Source organism: Thermogutta sp. (assembly GCF_039793925.1).
GTDB lineage: Bacteria > Planctomycetota > Planctomycetia > Pirellulales > Thermoguttaceae > Thermogutta.
On the sequence record NZ_JBAMME010000282.1, the window covers coordinates 1 to 20,130 of the forward strand.

At 57.6% G+C, this 20,130-nt stretch carries 16 protein-coding genes; 6 read left to right on the top strand and 10 right to left on the bottom strand.

Going from position 1 to position 20,130, the window contains the following annotated elements; genetic code table 11:
* Positions 1-315: 315 nt before the first annotated feature.
* Positions 316-1,791 (bottom strand): alpha-L-fucosidase, encoded by a 1,476-nt coding sequence (locus ABJK56_RS14265; RefSeq protein WP_347245335.1) that lies wholly within the window; start codon positions 1,789-1,791, stop codon positions 316-318.
* A gap of 453 nt (positions 1,792-2,244) precedes the next feature.
* Between ABJK56_RS14265 and serC the strand changes: the two genes are divergently transcribed.
* From serC to ABJK56_RS14280, 3 genes are all read left to right on the top strand, one after another.
* The gene (serC, locus tag ABJK56_RS14270) at positions 2,245-3,351 is read left to right on the top strand and encodes a 3-phosphoserine/phosphohydroxythreonine transaminase (protein ID WP_347245336.1); all 1,107 of its coding nucleotides are present in this window, start codon (positions 2,245-2,247) and stop codon (positions 3,349-3,351) included.
* Between the two features lie 286 nt (positions 3,352-3,637).
* Complete coding sequence (locus ABJK56_RS14275; RefSeq protein WP_347245337.1) at positions 3,638-5,875, top strand: UvrD-helicase domain-containing protein; 2,238 nt, start codon at positions 3,638-3,640, stop codon at positions 5,873-5,875.
* 37 nt (positions 5,876-5,912) lie between these two features.
* Positions 5,913-6,689 carry a YceH family protein gene (locus ABJK56_RS14280; protein ID WP_347245338.1) on the top strand — a complete coding sequence of 259 codons (777 nt, stop codon included), beginning with the start codon at positions 5,913-5,915 and terminating at the stop codon, positions 6,687-6,689.
* Positions 6,690-6,737: 48 nt separating this feature from the next.
* Here ABJK56_RS14280 and ABJK56_RS14285 read toward each other — a convergent pair whose 3' ends face one another.
* The 5 genes from ABJK56_RS14285 to ABJK56_RS14305 form a co-directional block, all read right to left on the bottom strand.
* On the bottom strand, positions 6,738-7,994 hold the full coding sequence (locus ABJK56_RS14285; protein ID WP_347245339.1) for a DUF1501 domain-containing protein: 1,257 nt from the start codon (positions 7,992-7,994) through the stop codon (positions 6,738-6,740).
* 124 nt (positions 7,995-8,118) lie between these two features.
* The gene (locus ABJK56_RS14290; protein WP_347245340.1) at positions 8,119-9,417 is read right to left on the bottom strand and encodes a DUF1800 family protein; all 1,299 of its coding nucleotides are present in this window, start codon (positions 9,415-9,417) and stop codon (positions 8,119-8,121) included.
* 32 nt (positions 9,418-9,449) lie between these two features.
* A complete protein-coding gene (locus tag ABJK56_RS14295; protein ID WP_347245341.1) occupies positions 9,450-11,204 on the bottom strand; it encodes a hypothetical protein in 1,755 nt (584 codons plus the stop codon).
* Between the two features lie 91 nt (positions 11,205-11,295).
* On the bottom strand, positions 11,296-12,204 hold the full coding sequence (locus tag ABJK56_RS14300; protein WP_347245342.1) for a hypothetical protein: 909 nt from the start codon (positions 12,202-12,204) through the stop codon (positions 11,296-11,298).
* Positions 12,137-13,192 (bottom strand): ABC transporter ATP-binding protein, encoded by a 1,056-nt coding sequence (locus ABJK56_RS14305; RefSeq protein ID WP_347245343.1) that lies wholly within the window; start codon positions 13,190-13,192, stop codon positions 12,137-12,139. Before ABJK56_RS14305 ends, ABJK56_RS14300 begins: the two co-directional genes overlap by 68 nt.
* Positions 13,193-13,627: 435 nt before the next feature.
* On the opposite strand from ABJK56_RS14305, the gene ABJK56_RS14310 reads away from it, so the two are divergent.
* On the top strand, positions 13,628-14,419 hold the full coding sequence (locus ABJK56_RS14310; protein ID WP_347245344.1) for a ThuA domain-containing protein: 792 nt from the start codon (positions 13,628-13,630) through the stop codon (positions 14,417-14,419).
* 75 nt (positions 14,420-14,494) lie between these two features.
* Here the strand turns inward: ABJK56_RS14310 and ruvC are convergent, their stop codons facing one another.
* From ruvC to ispF, 3 genes are all read right to left on the bottom strand, one after another.
* On the bottom strand, positions 14,495-15,049 hold the full coding sequence (gene ruvC, locus ABJK56_RS14315) for a crossover junction endodeoxyribonuclease RuvC (RefSeq protein WP_347245345.1): 555 nt from the start codon (positions 15,047-15,049) through the stop codon (positions 14,495-14,497).
* 94 nt (positions 15,050-15,143) lie between these two features.
* Positions 15,144-16,700: a cysteine--tRNA ligase gene (gene cysS, locus ABJK56_RS14320; RefSeq protein ID WP_347245346.1), complete on the bottom strand. Its 1,557-nt coding sequence runs from the start codon at positions 16,698-16,700 to the stop codon at positions 15,144-15,146.
* A 150-nt stretch (positions 16,701-16,850) separates the two neighbouring features.
* Positions 16,851-17,345 carry a 2-C-methyl-D-erythritol 2,4-cyclodiphosphate synthase gene (gene ispF / locus ABJK56_RS14325; protein ID WP_347245347.1) on the bottom strand — a complete coding sequence of 165 codons (495 nt, stop codon included), beginning with the start codon at positions 17,343-17,345 and terminating at the stop codon, positions 16,851-16,853.
* A 322-nt stretch (positions 17,346-17,667) separates the two neighbouring features.
* Between ispF and ABJK56_RS14330 the strand changes: the two genes are divergently transcribed.
* Both ABJK56_RS14330 and ABJK56_RS14335 read left to right on the top strand, forming a co-directional pair.
* Entirely contained in the window at positions 17,668-18,063 is a 396-nt protein-coding gene (locus tag ABJK56_RS14330) for a DUF488 domain-containing protein (RefSeq protein ID WP_347245348.1), read from the top strand.
* A gap of 117 nt (positions 18,064-18,180) precedes the next feature.
* Positions 18,181-19,383, top strand: coding sequence for an MFS transporter (locus tag ABJK56_RS14335; RefSeq protein WP_347245349.1), 1,203 nt, complete (start codon positions 18,181-18,183; stop codon positions 19,381-19,383).
* A gap of 264 nt (positions 19,384-19,647) precedes the next feature.
* On the opposite strand, the gene ABJK56_RS14340 is transcribed toward ABJK56_RS14335, so the two are convergent.
* Positions 19,648-20,085 (bottom strand): Rrf2 family transcriptional regulator, encoded by a 438-nt coding sequence (locus tag ABJK56_RS14340; RefSeq protein ID WP_347245350.1) that lies wholly within the window; start codon positions 20,083-20,085, stop codon positions 19,648-19,650.
* Positions 20,086-20,130: the final 45 nt, after the last annotated feature.

Genomic DNA, 20,130 nt, shown 5'->3' on the forward strand with positions numbered 1-20,130 from the left:
GCCGATAAAATGCTGAAATAAGGTTTTTTCTTAAAAGGCACCGCAGGCAGGGACATTTCTGGTAAGACTTGCGTGTGGGTCAGGTCACTTTTTCCGCGAAGCCCCTTTCTGAGCTGCCCGCCTCACAAGGTCTGTTAGCCCCTCCCATCCCAACACGCTTGATTGACCGGGCTTTTTAACCTTTTGAGTTGCTTCCCTCCTCAGGTGAATTGAGAGTGGCAACGGCGTTGGTCAATGTCATGTTCTGCCGCCGTCAAACCTCTCGCTCAGCTTTTAAGCATTTACGAATAAGTATCTGCTTTTATTTTTTTCGCGTTATTCTTCATACACTTCAACTTCAGCAATTGACATTTGGCCACCGGGCTGGCCCGGCCCGTTTGGCTTCAACGCCCTGATCCGCAGAAACCGAACATAGAGGGGAGTTCCTGGTCGGATCTCCACCCGCTCGCCTTTCTGATCTCGAAACATTCCCAGTGACGTCCATGTCTCGCGATCCGTCGATGCTGAGACTTCAAATTCCGTAGCATAACCCGGGCCGAAGCAGATGATAACCCGGGCCACTTTTTCCAGACCGAGGAGATCAACTTCGTAGGTCCAGGCCCATTCACCACCCGCCTGAGCCGCGGTCGCGGGATTTCCATCGACTCCTAAGAAGGCCCCATGCTGGGATTCGCCGACACTTGGTCCAAGACGATATTTTCCCTCGGCATTTAATAACAGTGCAGGCTTTCTCCAAGCCTTGTTCCGCGGGGGAACAGCTTTCCCCTCGCGCCAGGCATTCTGTTCGCGTTTCTTTGCTTCCAGGCCCGGCCTCAGGGACTTCAATAGTTCGAGCTGTGATCGATCCAAGTCGCCATCCCGGTAAAGCAACACATCAATGGAAACAACGCCTCCCACAGCAGTTACTCGATAAACATAGTCTGTAAGCTGACGTTTATCCTTAACAGTCCCCGGTTGGGCCCAGTTTGCTCCTAAGAAGGAGAGGATATGCCACTGTTTACCGTCGACGAAACGTGAAATTGGAATGTCGAAAAAAGAGTTTTGCTCACCACACGTAAAGTCCTCATGAATTGAGTAAGCTCGCACACGGTCTTCGACCCCGGGGTTGAAAGCGATGATCCGATCGGGATAACCCGCCCGCAAAGCTTCCGCCAGGATACCGAGCTTTTCCTCGTCGTAACCCAGCCAGCGGTAGCACCCATCAACCCACCAGCCTTTGACTTTGTCTTTATAGCGCTCCCCATACTCGCGGGCCACGTCTGCCCAGTTTTTCACAAATTCCCGGCTCACCTGGCCGGTTCCTGGCCACTTCAGACCCTGCGCCGCCTGGGGGTCGTCACACGGGCCATCACCCGTCCAGTAAAGCATGAGGGGGATCTTTCGTCGATTTAAGGCCTGGTAAAGATCCTCGATGAGATCTCGGGTCGAACAGGCCTCACCCGGATGGTAGCCTGTCAAACGATCATAAGTGGCGTTCGGAGCGATCATATATCGAGACCGCTGCATGACGGTGAAGATGACGTATCCTGCGCCTGCCTCTTCCATCCTTTGAGCAAAGCGCTCCACATCGAACTCGCGGACACATTCATCCCAGGAAGTCTTCTTCCCAAGACTGGCCACATGTTCCGGATTGTTTTGAAGGCCTTCCAAAAAGTGCACGAAAACCCCGTATTTTGCCTCAGCAAACCAGTCGGTCTTGTGGGCGGGTGAGCTTTCAGCCAGCACCACGCGACAACATTGGAGATGGAACACCACACACACGAAAAACAAAAGGGCACGAGCCTTACGCATGTTGAACCCCGCTTTCCCCGTGTCAACCCGACAGTCATCAAACCTGGGCCCGAGAATCAAGCGAATTATGATTGCGACAATGGTGAAATACAAGTGGAAAGCTTTTATGTTGGTTGTGTCTCGCATCAATGGACAACGCCCGCCGCTTAAAAACCTCCCCATCAGAACAGACGATCCGCTCCCGCGAGTTTCAATCCCCAGCGTTCGAGAGGGAAAATGCGTCAGGACGGTCCCCCAATTGCCGAAGTCCTTCTGCCCGATTAGGCTTGGAAAAAGTGCCCCGCTAACGCACAGCCGTGCCCGATTGTGATATGAGCGATAATTAACAGGTTGAAGCTCGGCCTGTTTTTGTGCGTCACCGGGATAAGTCACCGACACGGTTTCTTGTGAGCGACGACCGAAGTTTAAAGCAGAACACAGTAATACCAACACAGTAACACCGAGGAGTTTGCAATGGTGAAGCGTGTTTATAATTTTTCGCCCGGTCCTGCGATGTTGCCTGTCCCCGCTTTAGAGGAGGCGCAGCGCGATCTGCTGGCCCTGCCGGGGCTGGGTATGTCAGTCCTGGAAATCAGTCATCGCTCGCCGACATTCAAAGCTATCATCGAGGCGGCCGAGGCCAATCTCCGACAATTGTTGAACATCCCCGACGATTACGCCGTCCTCTTCATGCAGGGTGGTGCGCGGCTGCAATTCGGCATGATCCCGATGAACTTTTTGCGGAAGACCGGGCGTCCCGCGTCCTACATTGTTACCGGATCCTGGAGTAAGCTGGCCGCCAGCGAGGCCCAGACTCAGGGCCAGGTCCATATCGCCTGGGACGGCAAAGCCACCAATTATGATCGGGTTCCGGCCAATCAGGAGTTGAACATTGATCCCAACTCGGTGTATGTCTACTTTTGTTCCAATGAAACAATCGCTGGTGTGCAATTTCCCACCGAACCAGAAACCGGCGGCCTGCCCCTGGTGTGCGATGCGTCTTCGGAGCTGCTGTCTCGGCCGGTCGATCTTCCGCGATACGGCATTCTCTACGCCTGTGCCCAGAAGAACCTCGGTCCGGCGGGGGTCACGGTGGTCATCATTCGAAAAGACTTCCTCGATATGTGCCCGGATGACCTCCCCTCAATGCTCAATTACAAGCGCTTTGCGGAGGAGAAATCACTCCTCAACACGCCGCCGGTCTTTGCCGTCTACATGGTGAAGCTCGTGACCGACTGGCTCATCCGGGAGTTCGGCAACCTGGAAAAGGTGAAACAGTTCAACGAAGAGAAGGCCCAGCTTATTTACGACGTCATCGATCGCTGCCAGGGTTTTTACACCGTTCACGCCGCCCCGGGAAGCCGCTCCGCGATGAACATCGCTTTTCGACTTCCCAATAGCGATTTGGAGAAGGAATTTCTCAAACAGGCAGAAAGCCGCGGCCTGTGCAACCTCCAGGGACATCGCTCAGTCGGTGGATGCCGTGCATCTATTTACAATGCGATGCCGCGCGAAGGCGTCGTGGCCCTGCGGGATTTCATGCTCGAATTTTACGAGGCCAATCGCAATAAAGTTGGGTGACAGTCTTCCGGATTCAGCCCCTTCCGGCTGCGGGTGCTGCGCTTGCTAATTGCCAGAGCAATGCGCTACCCCCCGATCCCTGCCTGATGGCGTTCAGGAGGCGGCGGGGAGTCACAAATTGTGAATTGAGAGAGAGTAACACAGACGGGCAGAACGTCTATTGTTTACACGACGCACGCAGAAACGTATTTCTAGAGGTGGCGGAATTTGGCGACATCCTCGCGGGCTTTAACATACACAAGAAGAATATTTGGCGGCAGATTTGATATACATCAGGGACGGTTCCATGCATGACGACCTACTGGCTTGTCTGACCCCGGCGCAGCGGGAGGCGGTGACACACGTGGAGGGCCCCCTCCTTGTCCTGGCAGGCCCGGGAAGTGGCAAGACGCGGGTAATCACTTACCGGATTGCCTATCTTCTCCGGTTGGGCATTCCCGATGCCAGCATTCTGGGATTGACGTTCACCAACAAAGCGGCCCAGGAGATGCAAAGCCGGGTGCAGCAACTCGTGCCGGGCTCCCGGGTATGGTTGGGCACCTTCCACCGTTTCGCCGCGCAAACACTCCGGAAATACGCCAACCTTGTGGGGCTTGAATCGCACTTCACAATCTACGACAAGGACGATAGTTTGCGGGCTCTGCGCTCGGTCATCGCCGACGCTCGCATCGATCTGGGCTCTTACAGCCCCGAGGCCGTAGCGCAGGCCATCAGCAGCGCCAAAAGCGCCCTTCTGACGCCCCAGGATTATCAGCCACGAGATGGTTCGCCGTTGGGTGATCTCGTCGCACGGATTTACCCGCTCTACCAGGAGCGGTTACGGCGATCCAACGCGGTGGATTTTGATGACCTGCTCATGTACCTGGCCCTTCTCCTGCGCGAATCTCCGGAAATTCGTCACCGCCTAGATTCGCACTATCGTTTCGTCATGGTCGACGAATATCAGGATACGAATCTCGTGCAGTACGCCATTGCCCGGGCGATCTCAGTGGAATACCCCAACCTGGCTGTCACCGGAGATCCGGATCAATCGATTTACGGATGGCGCGGGGCGAATCTCAACAACATTCTCGAATTTGAAAAAGACTTCCCCAATGTTCGTGTTGTCAGGCTCGAGCAAAACTACCGGAGTACGAAACGGATCCTCGCCGTCGCCGCGACGCTGATCGCCCATAATGTGCGGCGAAAAGAAAAAGACCTTTTCACCGACAACGAAGAGGGGCGCCCTGTCCGGCTGGTGACGTACGCGGACAATCAGGAGGAAGCGGAGGATATTGCCGAACAGATTGCCCGAGCGATTAAACGGGACGAGCGTCGCCCCCGCGATTTCGCGATTTTCTACCGAATCAATGCCCTCTCTCGCGGTTTTGAAATCGCCCTTCGGGAGCGCGGCATCCCCTATCAGATTGTCAATGGCGTCGAGTTCTTTCAGCGCAAGGAAATCAAAGACGTCATTGCCTACCTGCAACTGATCAATAACCCTCGCGATGATGTTGCGTTTTTGCGGGTGATCAACACCCCGCCCCGATCCATCGGCGAAACGAGTGTGCGTCGCCTGCGGGAGTTTGCTGCTGCGCACGGGCTTTGTCTGCTGGAAGCTGCCCGCCATGTCGACGCCATTCCAGAATTCAGCATCCGCACCATGGGGGCTTTCCGGGCGTTCGTCAATCTCTACGACCGGCTTGTGGTGGCAGCCCAGGGACCGGTGGAGGAACTGCTAGGACTGGTACTCACCGAAACCGGTTACCGCGAGTACCTGGAAAAATCCCAGAACATGGAAGATCAGGAGCGCCTGGCGAATATCGAGGAGCTTCTCACCGTCGCCCGTCAGTTCGATGAGCGATATGGTGAAGCCGCCAGTCTGGAATCGTTCCTGGAGGAAACCTCGCTCGTCAGTGATACCGATGCCCTCGATGAGAGCGCCGACCGGGTGACACTGATGACGCTCCACGCGTCCAAAGGCCTGGAGTTTCCCGTGGTGTTTCTGGTGGCGTGCGAACAGGGCATCCTCCCCCACGAACGTAGCCGCAACGACATGGACGAGCTGGAGGAAGAACGCCGGCTGATGTTTGTCGGTATCACTCGGGCAAAGCAGGAATTACAGATTAGCATGGCCGAGTATCGGGATTTCCGTGGCCAGCGCAAATTGACCATTCCCAGTCAGTTCCTCATGGAATTGCCTCGAGAGCACCTGGAAATTGTGACGTCGTCCAGGGCGGCCAGTCGGTCGACATCTTGGGTGGGGACTAGCCCAGCTCCCGAGCATGCCTTCCGCGCATCCGCCTGGGCAGCCCCCCGCAGTACCAGCTCCGCACCTCAACCTTCCCCCCGTCGGGTGCACGGAGGACCTCTCACCCCCGACGATTTCGTCCTCAATATGTCGGTCGTGCATCCTCGGTACGGGGTGGGCCGCATTGTGGCTCTCAGCGGTTCGGGCGACGCCCGCAAAGCCACCGTGGATTTCGGCGGCTCCATCGGCAAAATGAAATTCATCCTTTCTCAAAGTCCACTGCGTCCGAAGTAACACTCCGCTTGACTGCCAGAAGAGAGGGGTCACACGGATGAACGAAGAATACCAAGACGACGCGGTCCACTCGCAACCGGAAGGGTCATCGAAGCGCTGGCGTCCTCTGCCCCCCATCGAACGGCGAGTCCTCGGCGTGCTCGTGGAAAAGGCAAAAACGGTCCCCTCCTCCTATCCAATGACGCTCAACGCCATCGTCACTGGTTGCAACCAGAAGAGTAACCGCGACCCCGTTATGGAACTTACAGAAGAGGTCGTGGAACGGGCACTGGATAATCTCCGCCAGTTGGGCGCGGTGGGAATTGTCCAGGGTATAGGTCGGGTGGATAAATACCGGCACTATCTTTACGAGTGGCTGGGGGTTAACAAAGAGGAACTGGCGATCATCGCGGAACTACTTCTGCGCGGTCCCCAGACAGAAGGTGAACTCCGCGCCCATGCCTCCCGCATGGACCCGATCCCCGATTTACCCACCCTACGCCAGCATCTGGAGTCCCTCAAGGAGAAAGGGCTGATCATCGACCTAACGCCACCCGGCCGGGGGCATGTGGTGGCCCACAATCTCTATCCGGAACCGGAACTGGCACGACTGAAACAGCGGTACTCCGCCGTGGCGGTCCAGGAGCCATCCCTTTCCACATCGGACACCCCACGCAGCACAGTTGCTCCTGGCGACGCTCGTGGTGCCGTCGCCTCTTCCACAGAAGTCGAACAGCTCCGACAGGAACTCAGCGAGTTGAAACAGACGGTGGCCGGTATTCTCGAGGCCCTGGCCACCATCAAGAAAGAACTGGGGCTGGACGGCGAAACGTGAGCGTCATGCTCATAACCGACTGGTCAAGCAGAGCGTACCGCGGCGCCATCAGGCAAAAAGTGGGACTTCGGAAAACTGTGAACCAAGAACTGTTTGGCTCGGTACACCCAGCCATCGGTTCAGAAAGGTTGCATAGAGTGAGCGAAAATCCACCTGGTGTTTGACGCCTCCATTCTCGACCTGGTCGAGCGGGGGATGCTTGCCAATCAAACCGCCGCGAATGGTTCCCCCCATGACAAAGACCGGGGCAGCCGACCCGTGATCCGTGCCTTTCCGGCCGTTTTCCCGGATTGTCCGACCGAATTCTGAATAGGTATAGACAAGTACCCGCTGGAACAGTCTATCGCGCTGGAGCGCTCGTGCAAACGCGGCCAGGCCGCTGGCCAGTTCACTAAGCAGGGCACCATGATTGGCAGCCTGAAGGGCATGGGTATCGAAGCTGCCCGGCTCCGTTCCGCCCAGGTCCACGCAGAAAATGCGGATTCCCAATTCCGCACGGATGAGGGCCGTCACACAGGCCAGTTGCTGCCCGAAATAGGTATCAGGAAAATCCTCATTGCGAACCGTGGCGAGTACACTCTCCAACCGCTCCAGATCCCGGGAGGCCTGCTTCTGGGCGGCTGTCACGCGTTCCAGGAGAGAGGTATCCGCTGCTGACCGTGAACCAGCCCGGGCTAAAGATTCTCCCAGTTTTTGCAAAATGTCTCCCCCAGCGGGGAAGGCAAACAGTTGTTCCGGCTTCTGACACCGTACCGCAGGCCGATGATGGCCGAGCATCGTCGTCGGTATAGGAATGCGGCCGGTAAACACCCCTCGCGTGATTGTGCCCCGCGCGTGGTCTTGGACCGAGTCCTCAAACCAGCGATCGAGCACCCGGCCCAGCCAACCGGTTTCTCCCAGCGGATCTTCAGGTCGGGCGGTCTGCCAGATTTCCATCGAGCGCTCGTGGGCTCCGGAGGGATTGGGATACCCCACCCCCTGCACGACCGCGAGGTGGCCCCCTTCCCATAGATCCATCCACGGACGAAGTGCCGAATGGAAACCCACCGCGTCCTGGAGTTTGATCACTTCAGATTCCCGAAGTGCCAGCGTGGGTCGCTGCCGGTGGTAGTGATCATCCTCATAAGGAACGACTGTATTGAGGCCATCGTTTCCGCCCGCCATCTGAATGGCTACGAGAATGGTCTCGTCGTTTCCCTGTGCCAACCGACTGCCCGTCTGTGCCAGGACTGCGGGTATCGGTGCCGTCGTGCCGACAGCCACCACCACTCCAGAAACTTTCAGAAAACCGCGCCGCGTCCACATGGATACACATCCTCGCTCTACGATGGGGTCGTTTCGGCCCCCAATATTGCCGACGTTTCCACGGTCAATTATCGCGCACGGCCAGCGACCGCCGTTGTCGTCACCGTTGCTTCTCGCCTCACACTCAGGCCAGTTGGAACTCGGGCAGGCTCGCTAGAAAGGCCACCGCCTCCTTTTTTGCGGTCTCATCACGTGCGTTTTCCGCCAGCTTTTGCCAATCCGCTCGTGCCTCCGCTGAAAGGGCCCCGTCCAGAAGCGTTTCCACCAGCCGGGACGACCAGTCTGGCCGCGACAGTGCTTCAGTAATCTGCGACGTGGCCCCCCAGTTTTCCCCACCACTCAGCATCGTCCGCACCAGGGCCAAATGCCGCGCCACCTGAGAAGCGGTCAACCAGGCCTGTCCGCGAGGCCAACCGGCCAGCGTGGGCGGATGGACGATATCCCAACCCAATTCCGCCAGTGCTTCCGCCGCATGGGTGGTGGCCCGATAGCCAAACGGCCGTGCCACGGCAAGATACACCTCGAGCGGCGATTTCACGCGGCGATAGCGAGGATCTTTCAAACACTCCTCCCACCCGAGGAGCACCGTCAATACTTCGGCGATCGGCCGCCCGTCAAGCGCCACGTTCTTCGCAGTCGCCAACAGTTGCTGGGGAATAGCAACTTCTGTGGTCACGAACCAGCCGAACAATCGGCGAACCACATTTTCAATTGTCGCCTGATCTCGCGCTAGCGCCCTGGCCACATCCTCCGCCCGCAGATCGCCCGTCTGGTCGCCAACTGTCTTTTCTCCCGGATCATGTTCGTAGTCCAACACCCGGAGTCTCCCAGATGTCACGAACATTCCTGTGTACGCGCGGGCAATATCGGCAACCAGAGCAGCTTTTTCGCCGGGATCATGCCCGACGACATATTGCACAATAAATCGGCCAATTTGCTGCTGTGGTTGCGACCGATAATTCGACGGGGCGCGAAGATTGAGCAAGAGCGCCGGATGCGTCAGAGCAAAGGCAAACACTTTCTCCAGGGAATCGAAGGCCCGTTCCCGCAGCCCGCTCCGCAAATCGTGATACAAACGGAGCGCGTCCACACGCAGTGCCGAGACAGCGAACAGGTCCAGCCAGAAGAGGGTGACCATTTCCCGGAAGGGTTGAGGTGATTCGACCAGTCGAGCAAGCTGCCAGGCGCGGTAACCGTTCAACTGCCCACGATCAGCGCTGACCTCCTCCAGGTCATGAATCTCTTGCCAGCGCGGGCCTGCCTGCGCGCCCCCAATCAGCCGCGCGACGGCCTGCGTCACGTCTAGTCCGACCAAGCCGTCGCGCTCCTCGATGGCGACGAAGCCAGCAGCCCGACGGAGTAATCGGGCAGCCAACTCTCTGTCCAGGGTTCCAGGGTAAACGCCCGCTGATAGTGGCGTCATCGCATGAATCCTCCACTCTCCGGCCGGCAGCGTCACGGCTTGATCAATTCAAGCTGGAAATCCCATCGATTGCTGTGGTTGTGGAAACTCTCCGTGAGCCGGAACTCATTCAGCATCCTGAGAACCATCAAAAGCTGAGACAACTCGGTTTCCGCCCTCTCCCGGCTGTGCCCTTTTTCCGCCATATTCTGGGCAATCAGGGCTCCCTTGTTGACTTCCAGCAGACGAACAATCTGCGTCCCCAAAAGTTCAAGGTGCGTCGTTACCGCCTTGTGCACGTTTTGCACCGCTGCCTCCTGCTCCGCCAGGGCGTCCAGGATGTCTTTGGCCAGCGGCTCGGCTGTGCTGAGGATCAGGTCCCGATCGCGACACGCCAGCACGGGACTGAAGTTGAAGCGAATGTCGGCGTGCTCTTTGTCACCGTCCGGGTCCGGGTTGAAATACGCCAAGGTGTATTTGACGCCCTTGTACACCGGCCGATCCAGGATCATGCCAGGTTTAGCGTCCTGACCACGAACAAAATTGATCAGCCCCAGTGCCTTCTGGAAGCCCTCTTCCACAACCGGTTGGAACTTTTTCGGATTCTTCATCCGAAAAACAACCGCCATGGCGGGAAGCTGCACGGCCGGTGTACCAATTTCCGGAGAATAGCGCTGCTCTGCCACCACCACGCGGACATAAGGCTCCAGCTCAGCCAGGACTTCCTCTGTGAAATTCCGACCCGTGAAGAAGATGCCCATCATGTTCTCAAAAAAGATCAAGCCCGACGTTCTTTCAGGGAAAAGCTCGTTCTTCTGAGCATAGAAATCCCGAAGGTTGCGATAGAAGCTCGCGGTGAATACGGTGCCGGGCACATGAATCGGCGGCAGCGCCCCATCCTTTCCCGGTGCCAGGGCGAAGGCCAGCGGTTCTGGCCACTGTGCCACCTCGCCTGTCTGGAGTGTTCCCGTCACACGACTTCCCTCGATGCTCAGTCCCACAGCAAGCCACGGCGCCTTCTGGAGGGCCGTTATTGTTCCCGCCAGCAAAAGGATCGGCAAGGGTTGGCGGCTCTGTTCCAAACCTTTTTGCACATTCGGAAGGGCCCGAAGTGTTTCCAGGTCGAGATAGAGCACCAGGTTATGATCAGCAGTGGCCTTTTCTGCAGCGGTGAATTTCGGATTGTCCCGCAGGCTTCCGCCGTGCGAATCCTGGATGCGGTCGATAATCTGTTTCATCAATTCCGGCTTATTCACCAGGATGAGCCGGTTCTCAACAATCGCATGAACCTCATCTCCGCCGAATGTCCACGCCGTGACACCGCGGTAATCCGCGGATTTCACCCGATCCGGCTGGCCCTTGTTCTCCGCATCGAGTTTCGCCAATCCGAGGAGAAACTCGTGGACATCCCGCAAGACCTTCCCATCCTGGGCCTCCGCGATCACGACGACCTCTCCTTGCGGGAGAGCTGCCACAAACAGACCACCACCGAGGGCCTGCTTGAGCAGCGTCCAGCGATCTTTCTTTGTGTGGACCTCCACTAGCCCCACTAGGGCGTCCGCCTGCTTAATTCCCGGATTGTTCAGGACTGCCTGGAAACCCGGATTGTTTGCGACTGCCTGACGCAATGGAGATTTCTCCCATTGTTCGATCAAACTCGCGGGATTTTTCACCACCAGGGCAGCCGGTGCATTCTGCGGGACCCAGGCGGCCGCCGAGTCAATACCAGCGGCCAGGCTCCGCCCGGGCCAACACTCAATAACTAATCCCACCACGCTCACCAGCAAAAGCGATTTGAAGCCTCGCATGAGCCTACCTCCCAAATCCACAGAATGTGTTCACGCTCTTTCGCCGAATTTCCGCCGAATTCCCTGTCACATCTGCTTCCTTGCGGGAAGTTCACAGGTCTCGGTACCAGAAACACAGGTACGACAACCCAAAAAACAACAGCACCGGCAGGGTATAGCTGAGCGCCACCCGTCCCGGCCGAATGTCCTTGTACTCCAGGTCGTGCCGGAAAAACTCGGGGCGTCGCTCCGGCCGTTGCGGTGGTCCGGAAAATACGCGCAGAAATTCATCCGCCTGCTGTTGAAGAATGGCCACGTCCAGCGGATTCACCTGATCCGAAGCGGCAGGGGTACTCCAGCTCTTCCGGAACACGGTGGGGAGCGCCTGGTTGAGACTGATGGGAGAAAACTCCGCCAACCGGAACGTAGTCAGTACCCCGTTGATCGGATACCACACAAAAAGCACCACCAAAAGGGCTACCCAGGCGTTACGGAGAAGTACGCCCATCAAAAAGCCCAGACTCAAGATCCCCAGCAGCACAAGCACTACAATCCCCAGCCCGACCACGGCGCCGTAGGTGGTGACGGGGTCGGCCTTCACCGGCCGATCTGCCAACCCTGTGATCAATGCGGCGGGGATCACGGCCACGACAAACACCAGAAGCACCGCAATCGCCCGTGCTAGCCACGCCGCCCCGAGATACTCCAGCCGCGTGATGGGCCGACTCAGAATCCCGTCGGCCGCTGCCTCCAACTGTCCTGAACTGACCGCACTCGTGCCCAAAATGATGACCACTACAAACCAGGGAAAAACGAGGAAAGGAAACACCAACGAGGCCAGCATCACCGGCTGGGTCAAAAACGACCAGCCCGTCAGGACGGTCAAAAAGCTGAGCACAATCGCCGCCGCCAGCCACAATCGCACCAGCCAGCTCCGAAATAACGTTCGGAGTTCAAGCCTGACCAGTGCCTGGGTGGGAAGCAGCAGGTCGCGGAGCATCTTGAAACCGCGTAAATCCATGGAGTTCATCCTCTTGGAGAAGCTGCAAATAAGCGTCTTCAGTAGCCCCCAGCCCCGTCTGCACACCGTGCAACACGACCCCCGCCTGATGCACCCTGCGGAGCACTTCGGCAAGGGCTTCGGCACGGCTCACCTCACCATTCACAGCGATTCTGACCCGCCGCGGATCGAGCCACTCCGTAGAAACCACAGGCAGTGCAGCGAGCATTCCCGCCAGTTGTCGGAGGTTTTCTTCCGTACCTTCCAGATCTAGAAAGAAGCTGTCTCCCCGCAGCCGCCGCTTCATTTCAGCGATCGGGCCGCAGAAAATCATTCTCCCCTCATGCATGACTCCCACATGCGTACACACCTGGTCGATATCCGCCAAGATATGCGTCGCTACAAGGATCGTCCTTTCCCGTCCCAGCTCACGGATCAGATCAAGAGCGAATCGCCGGGCAGCCGGGTCGAGGCCCGCCGTCGGCTCGTCCCACAAGAGCAAGAGGGGATCCCCCACCAGCGAAGCGGCAATCCCCAGACGCGTTGTCTCGCCGGTGGAAAGGGTAGCGATTCGCTGGTCTGCTACTCCTAGTAGTCCCACTGCTCGCAGCAAAGAGGCAATCCGCGGCCGCCGCACATCCGCCGGGATGCGATACAACTGCCCGACAAGATCGAGGTACTCAAAAGGTTTGAGATGTCCAGGAAATCGCGGGTTGGTGGGCAGATAACCGACCAGGCGTCGGACCGTCACGGACTGAGGCCCGCACGCACGCCCAAAAATCCACGCCCGGCCGGCCGTCGGCCTCTGCAGCCCCAAAAGCAACCGCAGGGTGGTCGTTTTTCCTGCACCGTTCGGTCCCAGGAAGCCAAAAATCACCCCCTTGGGGACACGAAAACTCAGATCGTTGACGGCAATCACCTCGCCGGCATAGACCTTCGTCAGATGTTCGGTTTCGATCGCCCAGGTCTCGTCCGCCACACCGGTTGCCTCCCCATGGGGCCATTTCATTGCGGTTACCTCGTCGCCTGCCAATCAATACACCTGTCACTCAGTATTCGTTACAGGCCGCGAAATCTTGGCCCAAAAGTTGGGCACTATTTGCCCCGCTCCGGCTTGCCCCAGGTGACCGCGGGAATGACCAGCTCCGAAGACATATTTCTTTTCGCGTGCTTTCGCCCTGGCCAGTTGCTTTGCCTCCCGTGCCGAGCAAAGCCCACGCTGCAAAAGTTCTCCGGCCCTTTCTATTTGCCCCATTGCTAAAGGGGTCAATTTTTTCTCCTGGAACTCTGTAACTCTTTTGCCACTGTCACCGTCGAGAACCTTCCGGAAACGGGCTTCGGATTGTTGGACACCCCCCAGGATTGCGGTCATAATAAAAGCGCAAGAGACGTGCGTGCCGAATCTTTCCCGGCGCGTTTTCCAACATCGTTGGGGGATGCACTGATGTCCCGTTTGAACCGCCGTCGGTTCATTTTTCATTCTGCCCATACCACAGTGGGACTGTCAGCGACGCTGGCCTCGCTTCGCGCAGGTGAGGTCCTCGCGGAGTTCTTGGAGGTCGAGACGCCTTCCCGAAAAATTGCGCCGCCGCTACGGCTGTGTCTCATTTCGGGAAGCGAAGAGTATCACTCGGACGACAGCCTAAGCTGGCTGGCAGATTACCTGGAACTTAACTATGGGGTAAAGTCGCACAAGGTGTTCGCCAAGAGCCTCACCGAATTGCCGGGGCTCGAGGCCCTCGATGATAGCGATTGCATGGTCCTCTTCACACGGCGGCTGGAAATCACCGGCGAACCGCTGGAGCGGATTAAGCGCTACATTGAATCAGGCCATCCCATCGTGGGGATCCGCACAGCGAGCCACGCCTTCCAGAACTGGCTGGAGCTCGACAAACTCGTCTTCGGGGGTGACTACCAGAACCACTACGGGAAGGACCTCCACCCCTACATCGAGGTTGCCGAAACGGGAACAGATCATCCCATCGTGCAGGGCTTTGAGCCCTATACCTCGTCAGGCAGTCTCTATCGCAATCCCAATCTTGCCCCCGACACGACAGTTTTGCTCAAAGGCACGATCCCCGGGCACGTCGAACCCGTTGCCTGGGTCCGTCTTTATAAAGGTGCCCGGGTCTTCTACACCTCGCTGGGCCATCCAGATGACTTCCGGCAAAAATCGTTTGTGCGGATGCTTGTCCGGGCGATCTTTTGGGTGTGCCGCCGCGAATTGCCGGATTGATCGTTCCCCGACGCACAAATCCGCCAGTCATTCCCAAGCGAGAGTTTGTCACAAACACTGGCCACCCTGTGAATACTACTGAGCCGCGGCAATAAACTGTCGTTTCCGCAACAGATAGGCGTGACACAGCGCGAGGGCCAAAGCATCGGCGACGTCGGGTGGTTCAGGAGGCTGAACCAGGGACAGTTCACGCTGAATGGCCCGCTGGATCTGAGCCTTGCTCGCGCGTCCCGATCCCGTCAGGAGTCGTTTGACCTGCGTGGGCGCATAGGCCACTACTGGCACCCCGGCCTGCTCTGCAGCCAGACAGATCACGCCTCGAGCATGGCCCATGAGAATAGCAGTTCTCGGCCGCTGATAGTGCGAAAAGATTTCTTCCAGGGCAACCGCAGCGGGATGGAAACTCTCCAGAATCTCCCGCATGCCTTCAAAAATGGCACCCACCCGGGCAGGAAGGTCCTTGTCAGCGGGAGCGCGAATGACGCCCGCTTCGCAAAGCGTCGGTGACGTCCCCTCTGCAATCTCGATGACACCATAGCCGGTGACCCGCAAGCCAGGGTCCACCCCCAGGATGCGCTGTCTGCCTGACGGCTGCGAAGCTGCCGGCAATTGTGAAGAACATCGCTTCATGAGCTTGACCATCCCTGTAATGGCGCGAAAAAAGCGGCCGCTTCTCCATGGCCAGCGATTCGTTTTTCTCGTTCGATGTGCTTCGGACGTTCGCTCAATCGCCGGAGCGGTTCTCGATCCGCCAGGTGGTGCCGTCAGGACGGTCTTCCAGGACCACCCCCAGTTCCGCCAAACCGCTGCGGATGCGGTCGGCCATCTGAAAGTTTTTGGCCTTGCGCGCTTCCGCCCGAATGGCGACCAGTAGGTCCAGGAGTTTGGCGGTCAGACCGCTTTCTTCCACCATTTTTCGCTTGGGCGGCGGTGTCCGGAACAGCCCCAGCACGTTACTCAGTTCTTTCAAAACGGTCGCGCCTTTGATTAAATTCGTGAGCTTTTCCGGAGTCCGTGAGGCCGGGTCCTCCAGGCGATTTTCATCGATATAGCGATTGAGACGGCGCACCAGCTCGAAGAGCTCGCCGATGGCTCCCCCCGTGTTGAAATCGTCGTCCATGAACTCGAGGAATTTTTGCCGGTGGGTGTGGACATCCTTCAGAAACGGCTCGTCGCCTGGTGAGAACTCGCCTTCTTCACGGCGTGTGGGCGCGGCAAGAGCATAAAACGATTGGCCGGTCACCCGCTCAAAACGTTCGAAAAATCGGTAAAACGTTTCGATCGCGGTCTCCATTTCCTCCAGCCGGCGCTCGCTAAACTCGATTGGCCGTCGATAATGCGTGGAGAGAATAAAAAGCCGAATAGTTTCGGGCCGGTATTCAGCAAGCAGTTCCCGGAACGGACTGGCCCCTTTGGACTTGCTGATCTTGCCTGCCTGCTGCGCCTCCAGATCGTCGGCAGGTCGGGTATGTCGACCGCCTACCTTCCCGACTTCGTCGGCGGCCTGCATCAGCCCGTTGTGCATCCAGTAGCGGACCATCGGCTTACCGTGCCGGGCCTCGCTCTGGGCGATTTCGTTCTCGTGATGGGGGAAGACCAAGTCCAGCCCACCACCGTGAATGTCGAACGTCTCTCCGAGGATCCGGCTGCTCATCACGGAGCACTCGATATGCCAGCCGGGTCGGCCGGGACCCCACGGACTGTTCCAGAAAGGCTCATTGGGTTTGGCAGACTTCCACAGGGCAAAATCATACGGCGAGCGTTTGCGGTGGGCACCTTCACCACCCTCCGGAAGCATGGATTCCAGCTTTCGGCCACTTAATTTTCCGTAATCGGGAATTTTTGTCACGTCGAAGTACACATCGCCATCGGCAGGATATGCGTAGCCTTTGGCGATCAAATCCTGAATGAACTCGATGATCGCGTCGATATTCTCTGTCGCGCGGGGGAAATGATCCACCGTATCAATTCCCAAGGCCTGAAGATTAGCCATGTAATCGGCGATCATCTCCTCGGCCACCTGCGACATGGGGATCCCACGCCGCTGGCTTTCCGCAATGAGCTTGTCGTCGACATCGGTGATGTTGACGACCCACGTCACCCGGTAGCCGTTGTACATGAGATACCGTTTGATCGCGTCGAATATTACCGGACCAACCATGTGCCCGATGTGACTGGGTTTATAAACCGTCGGTCCGCACAAATAAATTCCCACCTGGCCGGGCTTGACGGTCTCGAACGGCTCTTTTTTTCGGGTCAGTGTGTTATAAACGCGAATCATAGGCGTGCTGGTCGCTTGAAACCTCTGATCGTTACTTTGAAACTGGGGTTTTATTTCGTGAATCTCTCGTCGACGGTCAGAAAGAGTCCTCAGGTCGCCCCCGAGTGTTTACAACGGCGCTGCCCACAGCGGTGGCGCCCTTCGACTTTTTCAATCCTGATCGGTCGATCGCCACAGGAGGACAACGGCCTGGGCCGCGATGGCCTCCTCGCGACCCACGGCATCCACGCCTTCACCTGTTTTGGCTTTGATGTTGACCTTCTCCGGGGAAACTCCCAGAATACTCGCCACACGTTTTTTCATTTCGGGAATATGTGGTGCCAATTTGGGTTTTTGAGCGTGGATGGTGCAATCGAGGTTGGCCAGTCGCCATCCCTGTTCACTGGCCAAGGACCAGGCCCGCCGCAGCATATCGTCGGACGCCCGGCCACGATTCGCCGGATCGGTGTCCGGAAAAAGCTGGCCGATGTCACCCAGGCCTGCCGCCCCCAAAATTGCATCGGTAATCGCATGGAGGAGTGTATCGGCATCGCTGTGGCCTACCGCATGGCGATCGTGGGGAATTGTGAGCCCCCCAATGAGAAGCGGCCCTGGCTCCTCCAGGCGATGGATATCAGTTCCAAACCCGATTCGATGCGATACCATTCCGTTAGTTTAAAAAGCAAAAATCACTCAATGAGCATGCACCACCTTGGGAACTCGCAACGATTTACCGAGTCGCCCCAGTCTGCCCGTTTGGTGAGCATTTCTTTTCCGACGGCGCCTAACCAGCAGTATAAAATTCCTCGTCGGCGCACTTTTTAACGGGGATCGGCTGCCGAATGTTCTTCGTCGCTCCCTCGGGTGATTTTAAATATCGACAAACTTTGCCTGGATTATAGCCCTTTGACGGTATTCTCACAACTCCGCGTCTGGCTTCCGTTCTGGCACCGCGAAGCCGGCCTGCTCTTTCGGAGCGAAAACGACCATGCCAGCCAAACGTCTCCCCTCGATCCGTGTAAAACGTGTCTACGACCCGCCTTCGCCAGACGATGGTTTTCGCGTTCTGGTGGACCGCCTTTGGCCGCGGGGAATCAAAAAAGATCAACTTGCTCTTGATTTGTGGATGAAGGATGTCGCACCAAGCGATGCGCTGCGCAAATGGTTCGGGCACGATCTCGCCAAATGGGATGAGTTTCAGCGTCGCTATCGGGAAGAACTTCAACAACATCGCGACAAACTAGACTTCCTTCTTTCCCATGCCCTGGGGTCCGGGCTGACCCTCCTGTTCGCGGCTCAGGATCGCCATCACAATCAAGCGGTGGTCCTTCGGGAGGTGCTCCTGGAACGTGCCATGGCTGGTGAGAACCAAACCGGCCGTTGAACCGTCTTGAAAGAGTATTGATTTCCATCATGCCAGCGGAGCTCTTTGTCCACACGGAACATTTTCCCCAGTTTCCCCAATCAATCCATCCTCAATCTCGCTGACGAGGCCCGGCGCATGGAATTCGCTCCAAAGGATCCCCCGATACGGCAGGCCATTCGGTTGGTCGTCCTTCTGGGACTGGTGAGTCTCCTTGCCGACGTCACGTACGAAGGTGCACGGAGCGTAGTCGGGCCTTATTTTCAGGTGCTAGGCGCCAGCGCTGCTGTGGTGGGTGTGGTCGCCGGTCTGGGAGAGCTCGTCGGCTATGTCCTGCGGCTGGGATCGGGTTACTTGGCGGACCGCACACGCGGCTACTGGATGCTCACCCTGATGGGGTACGCAATCAACCTTCTGGCTGTACCAGCGCTGGCCTTAACCGGTCGCTGGGAGATGGCCGCCGTTCTGGTGGTCCTCGAAAGGACAGGGAAGGCGCTCCGGACTCCAGCCCGAGATGCCATTCTGTCCCACGCCACAGCGCGAATCGGGCGAGGATGGGGCTTCGGACTCCATGAAGCCATGGATCAAATCGGCGCGATTCTCGGACCAATGGTGGTAGCAGGCATTCTCCTGGCGGGCGGATCGTTCCGAACGAGCTTCGCAGCACTGGGGGTTCCGGCAATTCTTGCCCTTCTGGTACTGGCGGTGGCTTGCGCGCTCTATCCCCGTCCCCAGGAGCTTGAGTCCAAGACCCCCGATCTCCGCGTCAAAGGGTTTTCTGCGACATTCTGGTTTTATATGATCGGGGCCGCATGTGTCGCCGCCGGTTTTGTGGACTTTCCCCTCATCGCCTACCATTTCGAGAAAATCCGCCTGTTACCAGCCGAGTGGATCCCCATTTCCTACGCACTTGCGATGGCGGTGGACGCCATGGCGGCTCTTATCTTTGGACGGCTGTTCGATCGCATTGGGTTTCTGGCCCTCGCCATAGGGGTCCTTGCCTCGGCGTTTTTTGCGCCGCTTGTTTTCTTGACAGGAACAGTCGGCGCGGCCATCGGCCTCGCGCTCTGGGGAATTGGAATGGGAGCCCAAGAGTCAATCATCCGGGCGGCCGTGGGGGCCATGGTCCCTTCCGAATGGCGGGGTACGGCTTACGGAGTTTTCAATGCCGGGTATGGACTGGCGTGGTTTCTCGGCAGTGCCTCCATGGGCGTCTTGTACGGCATCTCACTTCCGGCCATGGTGGCTTTTTCCATGGTCGCGCAATTCGTCTCGCTTCCTTTCTTCTACCTCGTTATCAGGGGAAACTGGAGAGTGCCGAAGTCGCCAACGAGTCAATGATTCCCCGAAGCTACAAATGCGTGGAACCGAGCGCCTAATAGAGCCAAAGCGGTCACAACACGTGTCGTTTTTTCCAGGAATCTCGAGGAAACAGGCCTGTCATCCCACCTTTTCACGCCCTCATTGCCTTTCTATCCAGCACGACAGCCATGATAGTCATTATTTTCGAGGAAGCATCCTTGACAGGTTCCCTTTTCGATGGTGGACCGTCCATTGCGCACCATCGGGATAAGGCGCAAACCAGCTTCTCAGATGGAGCAGATCTCAGATGTAGTACATCTGCGTGTCGTACTGCCGGGCGCGTTCGAGGAGATCCGCAAACGTGATCGAGTAGAGCATGTCCCGTTCTTTTCTCTGGATATCCTGCCACGCCTGGACGAGGGCTTTAACGGCGGGGGAGTCGGGCGAAGAGCTTACTGCGAAGTTGACGTCCGGCTGTTTGTTGCCCTCGACGATGTCCATCACCTGGCCGAGCGTGATTTGACTAGGAGGCACGGCCAGCCGGTAACCTCCCGCCGCCCCCCGCGTGCTTGCCACCAGGCCAGCAGCTTTCAGTTGCAACATGATCTGGACAAGAAACCGCGAGGGGACGGCATGGCGCTCCGCGATCTTTCTCACCTGCACTGGCCCGCCCGATTCATACCGGGATGCCAGCTCCAACATTGCCACGCATGCGTATTCCGTTTTCGCGGATATTTTCATATCAACCTCTCTTCCACGAGAGAGCGTGCCCGACAGTTTTTATGA